Origin of the sequence: Sorangium sp. So ce363, from assembly GCF_051520435.1 — a bacterium.
Taxonomy (GTDB): domain Bacteria; phylum Myxococcota_A; class Polyangia; order Polyangiales; family Polyangiaceae; genus Sorangium; species Sorangium cellulosum_B.
In genome coordinates this window covers 6,920,698-6,936,571 of the sequence record NZ_CP150333.1, presented here as the reverse complement: position 1 = coordinate 6,936,571, position 15,874 = coordinate 6,920,698, and the positions used below count along the sequence as shown (strand labels likewise).

Annotated in this window: 11 protein-coding genes; 7 read left to right on the top strand and 4 right to left on the bottom strand. The window is 70.7% G+C overall.

What is annotated here, in order from left to right:
* Positions 1-255: 255 nt before the first annotated feature.
* On the bottom strand, positions 256-1,152 hold the full coding sequence (locus WMF12_RS26055) for an SDR family oxidoreductase (RefSeq protein ID WP_437849923.1): 897 nt from the start codon (positions 1,150-1,152) through the stop codon (positions 256-258).
* Between the two features lie 590 nt (positions 1,153-1,742).
* Here WMF12_RS26055 and WMF12_RS26050 point away from each other — a divergent pair.
* The 6 genes from WMF12_RS26050 to cobT all read left to right on the top strand — a co-directional run bounded on the left by WMF12_RS26050 (position 1,743) and on the right by cobT (position 8,874).
* Positions 1,743-1,973 carry a hypothetical protein gene (locus WMF12_RS26050; RefSeq protein WP_437849921.1) on the top strand — a complete coding sequence of 77 codons (231 nt, stop codon included), beginning with the start codon at positions 1,743-1,745 and terminating at the stop codon, positions 1,971-1,973.
* A 137-nt stretch (positions 1,974-2,110) separates the two neighbouring features.
* Positions 2,111-3,382: a hypothetical protein gene (locus tag WMF12_RS26045; RefSeq protein ID WP_437849919.1), complete on the top strand. Its 1,272-nt coding sequence runs from the start codon at positions 2,111-2,113 to the stop codon at positions 3,380-3,382.
* Complete coding sequence (locus WMF12_RS26040; RefSeq protein WP_437849917.1) at positions 3,379-3,924, top strand: glycine-rich domain-containing protein; 546 nt, start codon at positions 3,379-3,381, stop codon at positions 3,922-3,924. The genes WMF12_RS26045 and WMF12_RS26040 overlap by 4 nt, the downstream gene beginning before the upstream one ends.
* Positions 3,921-5,132: an MFS transporter gene (locus WMF12_RS26035; protein WP_437849915.1), complete on the top strand. Its 1,212-nt coding sequence runs from the start codon at positions 3,921-3,923 to the stop codon at positions 5,130-5,132. The genes WMF12_RS26040 and WMF12_RS26035 overlap by 4 nt, the downstream gene beginning before the upstream one ends.
* Before the next feature lie 64 nt (positions 5,133-5,196).
* Positions 5,197-6,840: a flavin-containing monooxygenase gene (locus tag WMF12_RS26030; protein WP_437849913.1), complete on the top strand. Its 1,644-nt coding sequence runs from the start codon at positions 5,197-5,199 to the stop codon at positions 6,838-6,840.
* A 186-nt stretch (positions 6,841-7,026) separates the two neighbouring features.
* Complete coding sequence (cobT, locus tag WMF12_RS26025; protein ID WP_437849912.1) at positions 7,027-8,874, top strand: nicotinate-nucleotide--dimethylbenzimidazole phosphoribosyltransferase; 1,848 nt, start codon at positions 7,027-7,029, stop codon at positions 8,872-8,874.
* Here cobT and WMF12_RS26020 read toward each other — a convergent pair.
* The 3 genes from WMF12_RS26020 to WMF12_RS26010 form a co-directional block, all read right to left on the bottom strand.
* A complete protein-coding gene (locus WMF12_RS26020; RefSeq protein WP_437849910.1) occupies positions 8,826-9,803 on the bottom strand; it encodes a hypothetical protein in 978 nt (325 codons plus the stop codon). The genes cobT and WMF12_RS26020 overlap by 49 nt on opposite strands.
* Positions 9,804-10,093: 290 nt before the next feature.
* Positions 10,094-10,252 (bottom strand): hypothetical protein, encoded by a 159-nt coding sequence (locus WMF12_RS26015; RefSeq protein WP_437739364.1) that lies wholly within the window; start codon positions 10,250-10,252, stop codon positions 10,094-10,096.
* A 9-nt stretch (positions 10,253-10,261) separates the two neighbouring features.
* On the bottom strand, positions 10,262-12,169 hold the full coding sequence (locus WMF12_RS26010) for a c-type cytochrome (RefSeq protein WP_437849908.1): 1,908 nt from the start codon (positions 12,167-12,169) through the stop codon (positions 10,262-10,264).
* Positions 12,170-12,974: 805 nt separating this feature from the next.
* On the opposite strand from WMF12_RS26010, the gene WMF12_RS26005 reads away from it, so the two are divergent.
* Positions 12,975-15,800 carry a DNRLRE domain-containing protein gene (locus WMF12_RS26005; protein WP_437849906.1) on the top strand — a complete coding sequence of 942 codons (2,826 nt, stop codon included), beginning with the start codon at positions 12,975-12,977 and terminating at the stop codon, positions 15,798-15,800.
* Positions 15,801-15,874: the final 74 nt, after the last annotated feature.

Sequence of the window (15,874 nt, the reverse complement as noted above, 5' to 3'; positions counted from 1 at the left end):
GCCACTCAGCCACACCCGCAGGAGCGCCCGTTCGCAGCGGAGTCTGCGGAGCACCGTTGACGAATGACGCGCGTTGCGCGACGCAGCGACGGATGGACACGGTGCTTCATTTCAGCTGCTGGTGCACAGGCGCGCGAGCCAGGCTGGCAGCCCGGTTCGGTCTTGACAATCGCGCTGTGGCGGGAGCGCGGAGATGGTTTGTGTCCCAAGAAGGCGCGGAGATCTCCGCGCCCCGCGGATCCCGGCTGCTGCGCGCTATCCGCCGGCTCGCCTGAGCACGCCGCCGAGGCCCATCCACTCGATGTACGCCCGCTGCACGTCCTCGGTCCTGCGGTTGATCTCCTCCGCGGCGCCGTTGCCCAGCGGGTCGAGCACGGTGCGCAGCGGCCGCTCCCCGGCCGGCAGCTCCGTGAGCTTCAGGATCGCGTCCGCGACCTGCTGCGGGTCTGGCGGACCCTGGCGCTTCATCGTCTCGATCACCGGCTTCCACAGCTCCTCGGCGAGCGCGAAGAGGGCGCCATACTCCGCCGCTCGGGCCTCGTCGGCCTGCATCGCGTTGGTCATCACGCCGGTCGTCGGGAACGCGCCCGGCTCGACGATGGCGACGTCGATCCCGAGCGGCGCGAGCTCGTAACTGGTGCACTCGGCCATCGCCTCCAGCGCGAACTTGCTCGCGCTGTAATGGCCGAAGAGCGGCGTCGCGACCCGCCCGACGGCGCTGCTCACGTGGACGAGGAGGCCGCTCTTCTGCCGCCGCATCGCGGGCAGCACGGCGCGGTTGACGCGCACGGCGCCGAGGTAGTTCACCTGGAACGTCGCCTCGGCCTGCGCCACGGTGAACGCCTCGATCGGCCCCTGCGACAGGACGCCCGCGTTGTTGATCGCGACGTCGACGCCGCCCGCCTCGTCGAGCACGCGCGCCACGCCCGCGTCGACCGAGGCGTCGCTCGTCACGTCGAGCTCGATCACGCGGAGCGCGAGCCCCTCGCGCGCGGCGAGCTCCGCGAGCTCGGACGCCGGCCCCGCGTTCTTCGACGTGATCGCGCGCATCCCGGCGAAGACGCGGTGTCCCGCGCGGGCGAGGGTGACGGCGGTCGCGCGGCCGAAGCCGCTGCTGGATCCTGTGATGAGGGAACGGAGCTCTGGGGTCATTCTCTCGCTCGCTTTCGAAAGGGGGAGCAAGGAGCGTATCGCGCTGGATCCCCCCGGTGGAACCGGCGAACGGCGATCGTCGGAATGGCCGCGCGCCGACACCGATGTGGCAGGCGGCCCGCTCCCTCCGCGCCTGTAGGCGCGCCGAGCCGCCAGATTCAGCGGAGCGGTCGTGGAGCGGCGGACGGCCAGAGCGATGGTGCGGTCAACGGGGTCGTCGCTCGCTCGGACGACGTCGAATCCGCACCGAGGTGCGCGGGACAATTTGCCACGCCCTCATCTGGGTATCGTCGCGACAGGATCGATTTCAATGCGAATTGCAGAGGTCGAATCGCAGGCTCGCGCGTGCGCGCGCCAAGATAGTTCCATTGGTCCTGGAGCGGCCGACTCGGCGGATGGCCGGGCGGCGCGATCCACCCACGGATTGCCCGCCTTGACCCCTTTGGGTTGAACCGTATAGTCAGCCAGACGGTCGGGCTGCCCACAAATGGTGTCTGCCGGACCGTCGAGCACACGACCGCCGCCCCGCGCGGGTCGTGGACGTGTGCGCCGTGGTTGCATCGTCCACCATCACATCATCGGAGGTTCGAATGGAACACCTGATTCGGCAGATCGCCCAGGATCGTCTCTGGAAGCAGTGGATCGCGGCCAACACGTCCGGTGCGCCGACCCTCGACGCCGGCTGCATCTCGCGGAAGGAAGGCTGTATCTCGAAGAAGGCGGGCTGCATCTCGCGGAAGGCGGGCTGCATCTCGAAGAAGGCCGGCTGCATCTCGCGGAAGGCGGGCTGCATCTCGAAGAAGGCCGGCTGCATCAGCTGACGGAGCCGCCGGGGCCGCGAGCGAGGCGGCAGGACCATGTTCATCTTGCCGTGGTCTTCTGCCTCGCTCGCGCGCGCCCGGACCGATGGGGGCTGCGCTTCTCGATGGCTGTTCAACCTTTTTCCTGGAGTCGACCGATGGACGCCCACGGACCGACGCTCGCGGCGATGATCGATCAGGTCAGGGACATCCCTATCTACCGACAGTCGATCGAGAGGGGCTGTTTCCCGATCCTGGACAAGCCGGAGATCGCAAGAGGCTTTCCGGACAACTGGATGACCCCGAGGCTCGCCGAGGCGCTGAAGGTCGGCGAGGCGGAGCTCGTGCTCTCGACCGGGACCAACCACGCGCGGATGCAGATCATCCGCCCGCCTTTCTTCCTTCTGAAGTCGTACTACCGCCTGTGGAGCGAGCACCCCGACATCGCGGTCACCTGGCATGAGGGCTGCCAGCGCGTCTCGATCACCACGGTGCTGGCGACCGAGCACGTGGCGCGGCTCGCCGCGAGGCGGCGCGGCGCCGAGGCGCCGGCGCTCCCCAGCCTCGAGGAGCGCCGGCTCGACGAGCGGACGCTCTATATCAACCTGCGGCTCGACCCGGCGCTCTGGGATCGCGGCGATGTCGAGCGCATGCTCGACGAGATGAGCGCCGTCCGAGAGGCGCATCCGCGACGTCTTTACCACCTCGACTGCGATGGCTACCACCTCGCTCACCTGGTGAAGAAGGCCATGGACATCGGAGCGTGGGAGCGCTTCCCGAGGCCGGCCAGCATCGTTCACGCCTACGAGCTCACGCCGAGGAACGTGCGGCGGTTCCTGGCGGAGCACGTCGAGTGCCCGATCGTCGACCTGTTCGGCAGCACCGAGCTCGGATATCTGTATTACAGCGATCGTCACGGCCGCTACTGGCCTTACCTCGACCAGATGCACCTGGAGCTGATCCCTGTCGAGGAGGGCAGCGCGATCTACAGCCTCATCGTCTCGAGCGTGCGCAACCCCTGCATGCCGCTCATCCGCTATCGCTCGGGCGACTGCGCCGAGACGGTCGACGGCTCCCCCGATCCGCTCCGGATCCGCCGGTTCTGCGGGCGCGAGCGGGAGCTCCTCTGGGCCCAGGAGAGGGGACCGATCTCGCAGGCCGATCTCGATGACTGGATCGCCGTCTCCGCGCCGTCCGTCTTCGTCTATCAGCTCCACGCGGAGGGACGGCGGCGGGGCCGATTGCTCTATACCACCTTCGACGGCGCGCCCGTCGCCCCGGCCGCGGCGCGCGCGCTGCGAGAGCGGATCTGGGAGGGCGCCGGCCTCGACTGCGTCGTCGAGCACCGCGCCCAACTCGCGATCGGCAAGTCCGGGAAGTACGCATGGCTGGTGCAGGGCGGCGAGGCCGCGGAGCGAGGTGGCTCGTGACGACGGAACGACCCAGGGTGACGGCCGCCGCGCTGAAGGCGCGGCTCGACGGCGCGTTCTTCGCCGGCGTGGTGCGCCATTTCGTGCGGACCACCGGCGAGGAGCCCGCCTATGTCGAGCGTCAGGTGCTCGAATGCCTGCGGTACCTGTACCTGATATCGCGCTATCCGGAGCCGCTGGCCGGGCTGTTCCTGCCGGTGGAGCAGGCGATCGACGAGGTCTGGCATTACCTGATCTTGCAGACGCGGGAGTACCGCGAGCTCTGCGAGGAGCGCCTCCCGGGCCGCTTCTTCATCCATCACCGCAGCCTGCCCTACGAGGATTATCAGGAGGGGCAGGTCAGCCGGGAGCAGGCGATCGAGGAGGCGCTGCGCTGGCTGCCGCTCTACCGCGACGAGTTCGGCCCCTTCGACGAGGGCGCGCTGCCTCACTGGACGATGGTGCGCTTCCTCCACGAGCGCCTGGGCCTCTCCCTCGAGGCGATCGCAGCGCTCGACGCGGGGAACGGGGCCGCCCTGCCGTCCGTGGAGCGCGTCCGTTGAGCCGTCAGGCCGTTGTCGCTGCGCCCGCGCCCGCCACGTCCGTCAACACGCTGGTCCTGCTGCTTTGCCAGGTCCTGGGGATCGCTTCCGTGGTGTCGGTCCAGTTCGTCGGCAGCGTGGTGGGTGAGCGGCTCGCGCGGGACATGCGGCTCGCGACGCTCCCGGTGGCCGTGCTCGTGCTGTCCTCGGCCCTGGGCACCTGGCCGGCCAGCCAGCTGATGCGCCGCTTCGGGCGCAAGCCCTGCTTCATCGCCGCGGCGCTCCTGTCCGCCGGCTGCCTCGCGCTCGCGGCGCGCGCGGTGGACCGCTCCGATCTCCCGCTGTTCTGCGCGGCGGTCTCCGGCGTCGGCCTGCACGGCGCCTTCGTGCAGCAGTACCGCTTCGCGATCCTCGAAGGGCAGGAGAGCCATCGGGCGCCGCGCCTCTTGACCATGATCCAGCTCGCCAGCGCGCTCGGCATCTTCCCTGGCATCTCGCTCTTCGGCCTGCTGGAAGGACGGACGTCCAGCGAGCTGCCCTCTGCCCTGCTCGTCCTTTCGGCGCTCCAGGTCGTCGCGGCGCTCGCGTTCGTGTCGTACCGGCCGCAGGAAGCCCGGGTCGCGGAGGCCTCCGCCGCGCCCGACGCGGGGGCTCGCGCGCTGTACTGGCCCATGGTGGCGATGGGCGCCGGCGCTTTCCTCGTGATGAGCCTGATCATGGTGCCGACGCCGCTCCAGATGTGCGGCGTCGAGCAGAGATCGATCCGGCAGGCGGGCTGGGTGATCGAGGTGCACCTCCTGAGCATGTACCTGCCTTCGCTCTCGGTCGGCGCCCTCCTGAAGCGGATGTCGATCGCGGCGCTCCAGGGGCTCGGGCTGCTTTTCCTGCTGGCGGGGTTCGTGATCAGCCTGGCTCCAGGGCTCGAAGGGCACCTGGTCGGGCTCTCGCTGGTCGGGGTCGGGTGGTGTTATGTGTTCGTGACCGCGACGACCCTGGTCGCGCGCAGCCGGTCCGGCCCCGAGCGTTTCCGGGCGCAGGGCGTCAATGATCTGTGCGTGTTCGCCGCCAGCGGCGCGGCGTCGCTCACGTCCGGTGCTCTCCTGTCGGCGCTGGGGTGGAGCGGCCTCGTGCACCTCGGGGTGGCGCTGGTCCTGAGCTTGATGGCGCTCGCCCTTCGCGTCCACCGCGCCCCACGCCCGGCGCCGGCGCAGGGCGGCGCGCGTCTCTGAAGCGATCGCGCGGGGCCTCGAGCGGCCTCCCGCGCACCCATGTCCGGAGAGGGAGGCGAACATCATGTCTGACGTGCAGTCGAATCGTTCAGGAGACAGCCCCGCGCCTCTGGGCCGCGTCGACGCCGTCGTCGTCGGCGCCGGGTTCGCGGGTCTGTACATGCTCTACCGCCTGCGCCGGCTCGGCCTCTCGGTCCGCGTCTACGAGGCGGGCGGCGGGGTGGGCGGCACCTGGTACTGGAACCGCTACCCCGGCGCGCGCTGCGACATTGCGAGCATGGACTACTCCTATTCGTTCTCTCCCGAGCTCCAGCAGGAATGGACGTGGACCGAGCGATACGCCACGCAGCCGGAGATCCTGCGTTATCTCGAGCACGTCGCGGACAGGTTCGAGCTCCGCCCGCACATCCGGCTCCGGACGCGGGTGACCGCGGCCGCCTTCGACGAGGCGACGGATCGGTGGGTGATCCGGACCGACGACGGCGCCAGCGTGTCCGCCGGGTTCTTGATCATGGCGACAGGCTGCCTGTCCGCCGCGAAGGTGCCCGACATCGAGGGGCTCGAGGCATTCCGGGGCGAGCGATACCACACAAGCCACTGGCCGCGCGGCGGCGTCGACTTCACCGGCAAGCGCGTCGGCGTCATCGGCACGGGCTCGTCCGGCGTCCAGGTCATCCCCGCCATTGCCGAGCAGGCGGCGCGCCTCTTCGTCTTCCAGCGGACCCCGTGCTTCAGCGTGCCAGCGCGCAACGCGCCCCTGGAGGCGGCCTACGAATCGTGGATGAAGGCGAACTACGCGGAGCACCGGCAGAGGGCCCGCGAGACGCGCGCCGGGGTCATCATGGACGTCGACCCGCGGTCCGCGCTGGAGGTGCCGCCCGAGGAGCGGGAGCGCGCGTATCAGGCTCGCTGGGAGCAGGGCGGCACCGGCTTCCTCGCCACGTTCTCGGACGTGATGCGGTCCCGGGAAGCCAACGAGACCGCCGCCGAGTTCGTCCGATCCCGGATCCGCGCGACGGTCCGCGACCCTGCCGTCGCCGAGGCGCTGTCGCCGAGGGGGTATCCGCTCGGCACCCGGCGGCTCTGCGTCGACACCGGCTATTACGAGACCTTCAACCGGGAGAACGTCACGCTGGTCGACGTCAAGGCGTCGCCGATCGAGGAGATCACGAAGACGGGGCTCCGGACGCGGAGCGCGGAGTACACGCTCGACAGCCTCGTGCTCGCCACGGGCTTCGATGCCATGACGGGCGCCCTGACCAGGATCGAGCTGCGCGGGAGGGGCGGCGAGCCGCTCAAGGCGAGGTGGGCCGACGGCCCGCGCACGTACCTCGGCGTCGCCATCGCCGGCTTCCCGAACCTGTTCACGATCACCGGGCCTGGGAGCCCGTCCGTGTTCAGCAATGCGATCGTCTCCATCGAGCAGCACGTGGAATGGATCGCGGACTGCATCGCGTACCTGCGAGAGCGAGGCTTCGCGTGCATCGAGGCCACCGCCGAGGCGGTGGAGGGGTGGGTCGCGCACGCCAACGAGGTGGCCGGCGGCACGCTGTATCCGCTGGCCAGCTCCTGGTACGTCGGGGCGAACATCCCTGGCAAGCCGCGCGTCCTCATGCCCTATGCCGGGGGCGTCGGCGCCTACAGAAAGCGGTGCGAGGCGGTCGCGGCTCGGGGATACGAGGGGTTTTCCCTGTCGAGGGCAGGGTAGCTGCGTCCAACCGGGTGGGCCCTCGTGATGGGCGCGATCGGCGCGGAGGCCGAGCACGGCGGTCCCCGCTCGCCCAGAGCCCCATCGGCGCGGCTCGCTGGCTCGAAGGAAGACGCGCGAGGGGGGCCATCTGCAGCGCACCGCCGTCGGCTGCCCATCGCCTGGCAACTGTGGTAGCTGACCGCGGTGAACGCCACACACGAACCGTCGTACCTGGTCCCGGAGGCCGTCGTCGCCTTCGACGAGGGAGCGCGGCAGGTGGTCTACGACGTCATCGCCCTGCGGCGGGACGTGCGGCATTTCGAGCCGGGGCGCGCGCTCGACCGGGCTGTCCTGCGGCGCATCCTCGAGGCCGCCCACCTGGCGCCCAGCGTGGGATTCTCCCAGCCCTGGGGCTTCGTCGTGGTGCGTGACGAGGCGCAGCGCGCGCGGATCCGCGAGAGCTTCCTTCGCTGCCGTCAGGAGGAGGCTGCCCGTTTTCCGGAGGGCCGACGCGAGCAGTACCTCTCCTATCGCCTCGAGGGGATCCTCGAGGCGTCGCTCAACGTATGCGTCGCGGTCGACCTGAGGCCGCGCGGGGAGGCGATCCTGGGCACCATCGTCCAGCCGGAGGCGGTGCGCGCGAGCGCGTGCTGCGCGGTGCAGAACCTCTGGCTCGCCGCGCGCGCCGAGGGCGTCGGCGTCGGCTGGGTCAGCATCGTGGAGCCCGCCGTCCTCCGCGCCGAGCTGCGCCTCCCGCCGGGCGTGGAGCCGATTGCGTATCTCTGCCTGGGCCACCCCGTCGCGTTCCGGCGGCGACCGATGCTGGAAGAGAGCGGCTGGCGAGAGCGGCGCGCGGTCGATGAGGTCGTCCACGAACATGGCATCTGGCAAGACCGCGACGGCGCCAGCACGCCCGCGGCGGGCCGCGCGAGCGAGCCGCCGCGCTCATCGCTCCGCACGACGGCGATCTCACCGCTCGACGCCGCCGCCATGGAGGCCTCCCGTGCGCACCAGGCCACGCTCGGCCTGCCGGCGGGCAGCCTGGGGCGGCTCGGGCGGCTCGCGGCGTGGTGGGCCGGCGTGCGTGGCGAGCTGCCGCTCCCGCTGCCCTCGCCGGGGCTGGCCGTGTTCTGCGCGGACCACGGCGTCGTCGCGGAGGGCGTGAGCGCTCACCCCTCGCCGGCGACGACGGCGAGGCTCGCGAACGTGATGGCCGGGGGCGCGGCGGTCTCGGCGCTGGCGGCGCGCCACGGCGTGCGGCTCGTCGCGGTCGACGTCGGCCTGGCGGGCGATCTCTCGGCGCTGCCGTGCGCGCCTGTCGTCCCGCTGGCGCCGCGGGTGGTGCGGCGTGGCACCGGCAACCTGCGGCGCGAGCCGGCGATGACGCGCGACGAGGCGGCATGCGCGATGGCGGCGGGCGCCGAGACCGCCCGCGCGCTCGCCGCGGAGGGCGTCACGCTCGCGGGCGCCGGCGACATCGGCGTCGGCAACACGATCGCGGCGACAGCCGTCCTGTGCGCCCTCACGGGCGCGCCGCCGGCGAGCCTCGCGGGACAGGGCGCCGGCCTCGACGCGGAGGGCGTCGCGCGCAAGGCCGGCGTCGTCGCCGACGCGCTCGCGCTTCACGTGCCCGATCCCACGGACCCTCTCGATGTGCTGGCGAAGGTCGGTGGGCTGGAGATCGCCGCGATGGCCGGCTTCGCGCTGGAGGCCGCGCGGCTGCGCATGGGCGTCGTCGTCGACGGGCTGACGGCGTGCACCGCGGCCCTCTGCGCCGTCAGGATGGCCCCAGCGCTCCGGCCATGGCTCCTCGCCGCGCACCGCTCGGCCGAGCCGGCGGCGGCCCTCGCGCTCACCGAGCTCGGTCTCGATCCGCTCTTCGACCTGGGCCTATGGGCGGGCGAGGGGATCGGCGCCGTGCTCTCGCTGCACCTCGTCGGCACCTGCGTCTCGACGTTGAGCGGGCTCGACCCTCGTCGCGAGCTCGCGCGCGGCTCCGGCGCTCACGGGGTCGTGGCCCCGGGGTCCGTCTCCGGCGCCGGCTCCTTGTAGAACGCCACGTCGTCGATCCACACGCTGAATGCACGGCTCGCCGAGAAGCGAAACTGGATGGCCCAGATCTTCGTCAGGTCGATCGCCTCGAACTGCTGGCCCCAGCTGGACTGCGCGAGGGCGGAGAAGGGCACCTTGACCTGAGTCCAGCAAGGCGTCAGCGTGACGACCTTGGTGAAGTGATCGTCGCACCCGCCCCCTTCGGTGGTGCAGATGCCGCCCTTGCTCCAGGTCTGCACGTCGGCGACGTCAACGGTCACCTTCGTCGAGGCGGCTCCATCCGCATAGGCAAAGAAGGTGATGCCGCTGAACGCGGAGGCGTCGTAGAGGCCCTGATTGGACGCCGAAGCGCTGTTCACTTGGAAGCCGAACAGGGCACCCCACTTCTCAAACAGGTCGTCGCCCACGACGTGCACTGCCAACGTGCTGTCGCCGCGCGGCGGCTCGAGGACGCTCATAGTGAACGGCTCGCCCACTCCGGGCGTTTGCGTCCCCTCGCCATCGTTCGCCACGTACCAGGCCCCTTGCCGGGGGTTCGTTTCATCCACCACTTTGATGATGGTGTCGTTGTCATCTTCCATGTCGTCGATCATCGACAGTTCCAGGGTGGGGTCGCCCATCGGCGGCTCCGGGCATCCTGCCCCCTCTCCGCCACCTCCCGCGTTCCCGCCGGCGCCGCCTTCGCCGCCAGCGCCGCCGCCTCCCGCGTTCGTGCCGCTGGTGCTGCCGGTAGTACCGCCCTCGCCGCCAGCGCCGCCGCCTCCCGTGTTCCCGCCGGCGCCGCCTTCGCCGCCAGCGCCACCGCCTCCGGTGTTGCCGTGCGCGACCTCGTACAACTTATCGAAGCCGAAGATCTGGGCACATCCAACCCCGAGCACCGCAATGAGGCACCCGCTGGTCCACCGCGCAAAAGCCAGCTTGCTGTTCATGGTCATGGAAGGGATCTCCGAGAAGCTTCAGCCAATCACGATAGGACGCTGCGTGCCGGAATGGAAGCGCGTCGGTCGCGACGCGAGCCGCTGCGGCGCGGGCTCGAGACAACGGTTGGCGGCCCCTCGCCGGCCAGCGCTGCTCAGCCTGTCGAATCAAGGCAGCTCGACTGCGCGGAGCGACCGTTCCCTACATGAACTGTCGGCGTGAGGAAGCCTCCGCCATCGCCTGTTGGCGACTCGGCAGCTCTGGCGAGCTCCGTGGCGACAGCCCTGTGGCGTCGACCGTGTCACGGCGCTGCGGGAGCGCCCTTTCCCGACTGCGCATTGGCGAGGTGGCGCTCGACCAGGGCGACGAGCTCGGCGTGATCGAACGGCTTCGAGAGGCAATCCGCGGCTCCGCGATTCACGGCGTCGACGGCCGCCTTCACGGTGGCGTGGCTCGTCATGAGCACGAGTCAACACGCCCCTTCGGCGCGGCGGCCGCGGGCCGCGCCGGCGAGCGCGAGCCCGAGCAGCGCTGCCTGGACGAGGCATGTCTCGACCGCAGGGTAGATGCCGAGCGCGGTGAATCGAGGGAGCGGCAGCCGGTGGAGCGGCAACAACCCGCAGAGCTGGAAGGCGGCCACGGCGCGGCCGGCGAGCGGGACGCACAGCAGACAGGCGAGCCAGGCGGGAGGGCTCGCCCAGCGGCGCGCGGCCGCCCGGCTCGCACGGGTGACCAGCGCCGCGCCGGCGGCGAGCAGCGCGAGCGTGAACAACACCCCGGCCACGGCGGGCGGCGCGACGGGGAGCGACACCCCGAGCGCGGCGTCGAGCGCCGAGAACGCCGCGCCGAAGCCGGCCAGCAGCGCGGCCGCGAACACGGCCGCTCGGCGGCCTCGCGACAGGCCGCCATGCAATGGATCGTGCGAGCGCACCTGCCGCGCGCCGCGCCGCCGGGCGAGCGCCGCCGCGCCGGCGAGCGCCGCGAGCGCCGCGAGCGCGAGGGAGATCGTCGCGCCTGCCGTGAGCGTTCGCCAGAAGCCGGCCATGTGCCCGAGCGCCGCCGCGACCCAGGCTGCGAGCGCGAGCAGCAGCGCCGCGCCCGACGCGACGTGGACGACACGCCGGCTCCGTGACGACGCGACGGCGGCGAGCGCGGCGAGGAAGAGCGCCGCAGCGGCGAGCTCGCGCAGCGCCAAGCGGCTCGATACCTGGGCCACGAGCCGACCTGGCGCGCCCCCGGACCGCGCGAGCGCGACCTCGGCGTACGTCGCGTCGCGCAGGAGCGTGGCCGTGCCCGCGTCGAGCGTGTCTGTCGTCGCGCCTGCCGCGAGCGCCGCTCGAAGGGCGAAGGCGCCGTCGCCGAGGTCGTCCGCGAGCGCCTCCTTCACGGTGCGGACGCTCGCCTCGGCCACGTCGATGCCGTCGAGCTGGGCTGTGCTGAGCGCCTCGCGCGCGTCGACGAGCCTGCCCTCGCGCAGCGCGGCGCGCCCCCTGTCGAGCGCGGCGCGCGCGATGGAGAGGGGGTGTGACGCGGCCTCGCCGCCATAGGCAACGCGCCGCCGGAGCTCCGCGAGGAGCGCCGCGTGCCGCTCGGCGGGGATCCCGCGCGCGGAGAGCTCGGCGCGCAGGTCCGCGTCGGAGCGGACCGCGAGCTCGACCATGGAGTAGTCCGGCAGATCGAGCGGCCTCGGGCTTTCGCCGGGCTCGGGGTGGTGGAGGCCGGCGACGTGGAAGGCGAGGTCCCAGCGGTCGCGGGCGGAGAGAAAGGTGAACGGCACCATGGCCGTGCCGCTGACGCCGAATCGAACCGCGGACTCGACACCGATGGGCGCGAGCTGCTCGGCGATGATCGCGTCGTGGAAGTTCGCCGGGTGCGGGACCAGGCTCGCCGCGCGCCGGGTATCGGCGTGCCCCGTCGGGCCGTGGCAGGTGGCGCAGTTCTCCTGGTAGAGGGCGGCGCCGCGCTTCGCGTCGGGCCGCGAGAGCGGCGCCTCCGCCAGCCGGAAGGCGGACGCGACCCGGTCGCGCGCGCCCCTGGCCGCGATGGCGACTCGATCCGCAGCGACCTTCGCCTCGACGAGCTCACGCACGCCGACGATGCCCTGCGCGAGGTCGCCCGCCCCGCTCTCGAGCGCGGACGGCTGGATGCGGGTGGCGACATGGATCGCCTCGCCGAGCAGCGCCAGCTGCTCGTCATACTCGATGACGCTGGTGACGGCGCCGTTCGCGACGCACCCGCCATAGTCCATGGCGACGTAGCCGAGCACATGGACGAGGCGGCGCGCCTCGACCTCGGCCGGCTCCCCCGGATCCGCCAGCGCAGGGCGCTCGCCCAGGAGCAGGACGGCGGCCATGGCGGCCGCGCTGACCGCCGCCATGGCGGTGCGCCCGGCCGTCGTTGCTCGCGGAGTATTCGGGAATCGCGGGGTGGAGCCGGCCCGCGCCGGCGATCCACCGCGCACCCCCGTCGCGATCATGCGCCCGGGTCCCGCGCGGAGAATGAGAAATCGCGATGACACATATCCCTCATACAATCGAAAAAGAGTTCATGCTAGCTTCCCTCGATCCTGCAGCGACCCCGCTGCTCGACGACAATGCTTTGAGGTCCTCATGATGATCCTGCCGCGTGGCGCTCAGGGGCGCCGCACCAGCTGGCCAGGGAGCAGAAAGGGTTTGCAAGACTGACCTACCGCTGTCGCGCGAGGCGGCTACGGGCGAAGGCCCCGGCGTCCATCCTCCGTGCGAGCGTCCGTGCAAGAGCAAGCGGACGCGGCGGACGCGGCGGACGCGACTGAGCGCTGGGACGACGATCGCCAACCGTCGGCGCCGGACACGCATTCAGTGTTGGCCAGTGTTGGCGCGCTGGTTCGACAGTGGCGACGGAATTCTGTTGCGCTTTGAGCGCGCCCCGGCAATCGCTGTCCTCCGGCCCCACTCAGAGACAGAGACAGAGACCGGAGTGGTCTGCCGTCGGCGCGAGGCTCTCCGATTTAAGATGATCTCCCACGTGTGTGTTCGGTAAGATGGTAGCAGCGCGTTCACGTCCGATGTGCTGATAGCGCACGGTATCAGGCGCGATGCGATTGCTGGCGTGACCGTGCCGGGAAGGCGCCCGGCTCGCCGCATGGCGATCGTTTGTTGGAGGCAAGGCGGGATGAATCAGGAAGCTCGGAGGGTGAAGCAATGAAATTGAACCCCGGACATCTGGCCGCAGCGTCGGTGGCAGTGACGATGGCGTGGGCCGGTCAGGCGGCCGCCCAGTCGGTGATGAGGCAGCCCTATCTGCAGTCGTTGACGCCCAACTCGGTCTACGTGGTGTGGACGACCGACGTGGGCACGGACAGCCGCGTGCGCTACGGGACCGATCCGGCGAATCTGACGCAGACGGTGGATCTCGGCGCGCTCGCGACCCAGCACGAGGTGCTCATCGGCGGGCTCACGCCGAACACCCGCTACTACTACAGCGTCGGTACATCGAGCGCGGTGCTGGCCGGCGGCTCCTCCTCCTTCTACTTCGAGACGGCGCCGCCCGTGTCCACGCCGAAGAAGTTCCGGGCGTGGATCATCGGAGACACCGGCTACGGCGGCACTGCGCCCTGGGCGACGCGAGACGCGATGCTGAACGCCGTCGGCGCGTACCGCCCCAACCTGTTCCTGCACATGGGGGACATGGCGTACAACTTCGGCACCACCGAGGAGTTCACCAACGGCTTCTTCAATCAGTACGCGGCGATCCTCCGCAACACGGTCGTGTGGCCGACGTTCGGCAACCACGAGGGCCTGAGCTCCGACTCGGCGACGCAGACCGGTCCTTACTACACCGCCTACGTGCTCCCCGCCGCCGGGGAGGCCGGCGGGGTCCCCTCCGGTACGGAGGCTTACTACTCGTACGACTATGCGAACGTCCACTTCGTCGTGCTCGACGGCTATGGCTCCTCGCGATACTCGACCGGCGCGATGGCGGCCTGGCTCGCCGCCGATCTCGCCGCGACGGAACAGGACTGGATCATCGCGTACATGCACTTTCCGATGTACACGAAGGGCACCCACGACTCGGACGAGGACTGGCTGATCATCGAGCACCGGGAGTACCTCGCGCCCATCCTCGACGCGGGCGGGGTCGACCTGGTGCTCGCGGGCCATTCGCACAACTACGAGCGCTCGTTCCTCGTGGACGGCGCCTACGATACGCCAACCACGGCGGACGGGCACATCGTCGACGGGCACGATGGCAAGCCGCTCGGCGACGGCCCCTACGTGAAGCTCCCTGGCAAGGGGAGCCACGAAGGGGCGGTCCATGTCGTCGCCGGCCACGGCACGTACGTGGGCGGCTCCGGAGGCCACCCGCTCATGTACTTCAACGAGGCGCAGAGCGGCTCGTGCCTCCTCGACGTCGAGGACAACCGGCTCACGGTGTCCAACGTTCGCTACGACGGCGTGATCAGCGATCGCTTCGCGATCGTGAAGGGAACGGCCCTCGACGTCGCGGCGCCCGACGGGGGGGAGCGCCTGCCGCCAGGCGGCATCTTCCCGATCCGCTGGGCGACCGTGGGGAACATCCCCACCGTTCGGATCGAGTACACGACCGACGACGGCGCGACCTGGACCACGATCACGAACAGCGCCGCCAACACGGGCCGCTACAACTGGGTGGTTCCCTCCATCGACACGACGACGGCGCTCGTGCGCGTCTCCGACGCCGAGCACCCGCTGCTCTCCGACGAGAGCAACGCCGGCTTCACGATCCAGAGCCTCCCCCGCACGGCGGTCTACTTCGGCGATTACTGGGTTTACGACGACCTGGGCGTCGACCGGGGTACGGCCTGGCGAAACCTCACGTTCGACGACTCCTCGTGGAAGGGGGGCTGGGGGCAGCTCGGCTACGGTGACGGCGGGGAGAGCACGGCCCTCTACCGGGGCACGCCGTCGTATCCCACGGCCTACTTCCGCAAGATCATCCCGATCGACGGGCCGGTCGCGCAGGCGACCATGAAGCTCATCCACGACGACGGTGTCGTCGTCTGGCTCAACGGCACCCAGGTGGCATCGAAGCGCGTGACCAACACGGCCTACGGTGACTATGCGTCCGCGGAGTCGCGCGACGACGAGCTCACCACGGTGACGCTCTCCCCGAGCTCCTTCGTGGTCGGAAGCAACATCCTCGCCGTGATGGTCAAGCAATCGGCCCCCAATTCGACCGATCTGTCCTTCGACATGGAGCTGACGCTCACCTATGCGCCACCCGGCAGCGGGAGCAGCAGCGGCTCGAGCTCGTCCAGCAGCTCGAGCTCGTCCAGCACGAGCAGCAGCTCGAGCGCCTCGAGCACGAGCGTATCCAGCACGAGCAGCAGCAGCACGAGCGTATCCAGCACGAGCAGCAGCTCGAGCGCCTCGAGCACGAGCACAGGCAGCGTCATGATGAGCAGCGCGATGAGCGTGGGCAGCACCGGCTCGGGCGGGGCGGGCGGCGCCGGCTCCGGAGGCACGCCCGTGTGCAGGACCGTGCAGCGCGGCGTCTTCGGCACGGTCTGGGACGCGACGCTCTGGTCGGCCTCGTCGACCTACAAGGAAGGGTCGTACCCATCGATCTATACGGGCGGAGCCGGCACCGGAGGCTTCCGTGCTGCGCTGGTCTGGTTCGACCTCTCGTTCATCCCCGCGGGCGCGCCGGTCTACTCGGCCACCTTGACGATCAATCAGGTGTACAAGGCGTCGGTCACCACCGTTCGTCTCCACGAGGCCCTCGCGCCCTGGGGCGAGACGACCGTGAGCTGGTCCAGCTACAACCAGAGCTGGGAGCCGCTCAGCTTCGCGTCGATCGTCACCGTCAACGGCGCCGGCGATCGGACCGCCAACCTCACCGACCTGGTGCAGGACTGGGTGAGCGGCGTCCTCCCGAATTACGGGTTCGTGATGGAAGAGGACGTGGCGGGGGCGACGCAGTGGCGGGCCAGCGAAGACACCACGGCGTCGCGCCGCCCGCGCCTCGAGGTCTGCTACGCAGAGTGACCGCGCACGGCGACGCCCCGGCGGGCGTCTGCGGGCTCATGTGTCAACCGCCGGTTGACGTCGTTGACGGCGGC

What these genes read in the sequence shown, in the direction of transcription:
- WMF12_RS26055 (WP_437849923.1), bottom strand. Translation starts at nt 1,152, where the DNA reads ATGACCCCAGAGCTCCGTTCCCTCATCACAGGATCCAGCAGCGGCTTC.
- WMF12_RS26050 (WP_437849921.1), top strand. Translation starts at nt 1,743, where the DNA reads ATGGAACACCTGATTCGGCAGATCGCCCAGGATCGTCTCTGGAAGCAG.
- WMF12_RS26045 (WP_437849919.1), top strand. Translation starts at nt 2,111, where the DNA reads ATGGACGCCCACGGACCGACGCTCGCGGCGATGATCGATCAGGTCAGG.
- WMF12_RS26030 (WP_437849913.1), top strand. Translation starts at nt 5,197, where the DNA reads ATGTCTGACGTGCAGTCGAATCGTTCAGGAGACAGCCCCGCGCCTCTG.
- WMF12_RS26020 (WP_437849910.1), bottom strand. Translation starts at nt 9,803, where the DNA reads ATGAACAGCAAGCTGGCTTTTGCGCGGTGGACCAGCGGGTGCCTCATT.
- WMF12_RS26015 (WP_437739364.1), bottom strand. Translation starts at nt 10,252, where the DNA reads ATGACGAGCCACGCCACCGTGAAGGCGGCCGTCGACGCCGTGAATCGC.
- WMF12_RS26010 (WP_437849908.1), bottom strand. Translation starts at nt 12,169, where the DNA reads ATGGCGGCGGTCAGCGCGGCCGCCATGGCCGCCGTCCTGCTCCTGGGC.
- WMF12_RS26005 (WP_437849906.1), top strand. Translation starts at nt 12,975, where the DNA reads ATGAAATTGAACCCCGGACATCTGGCCGCAGCGTCGGTGGCAGTGACG.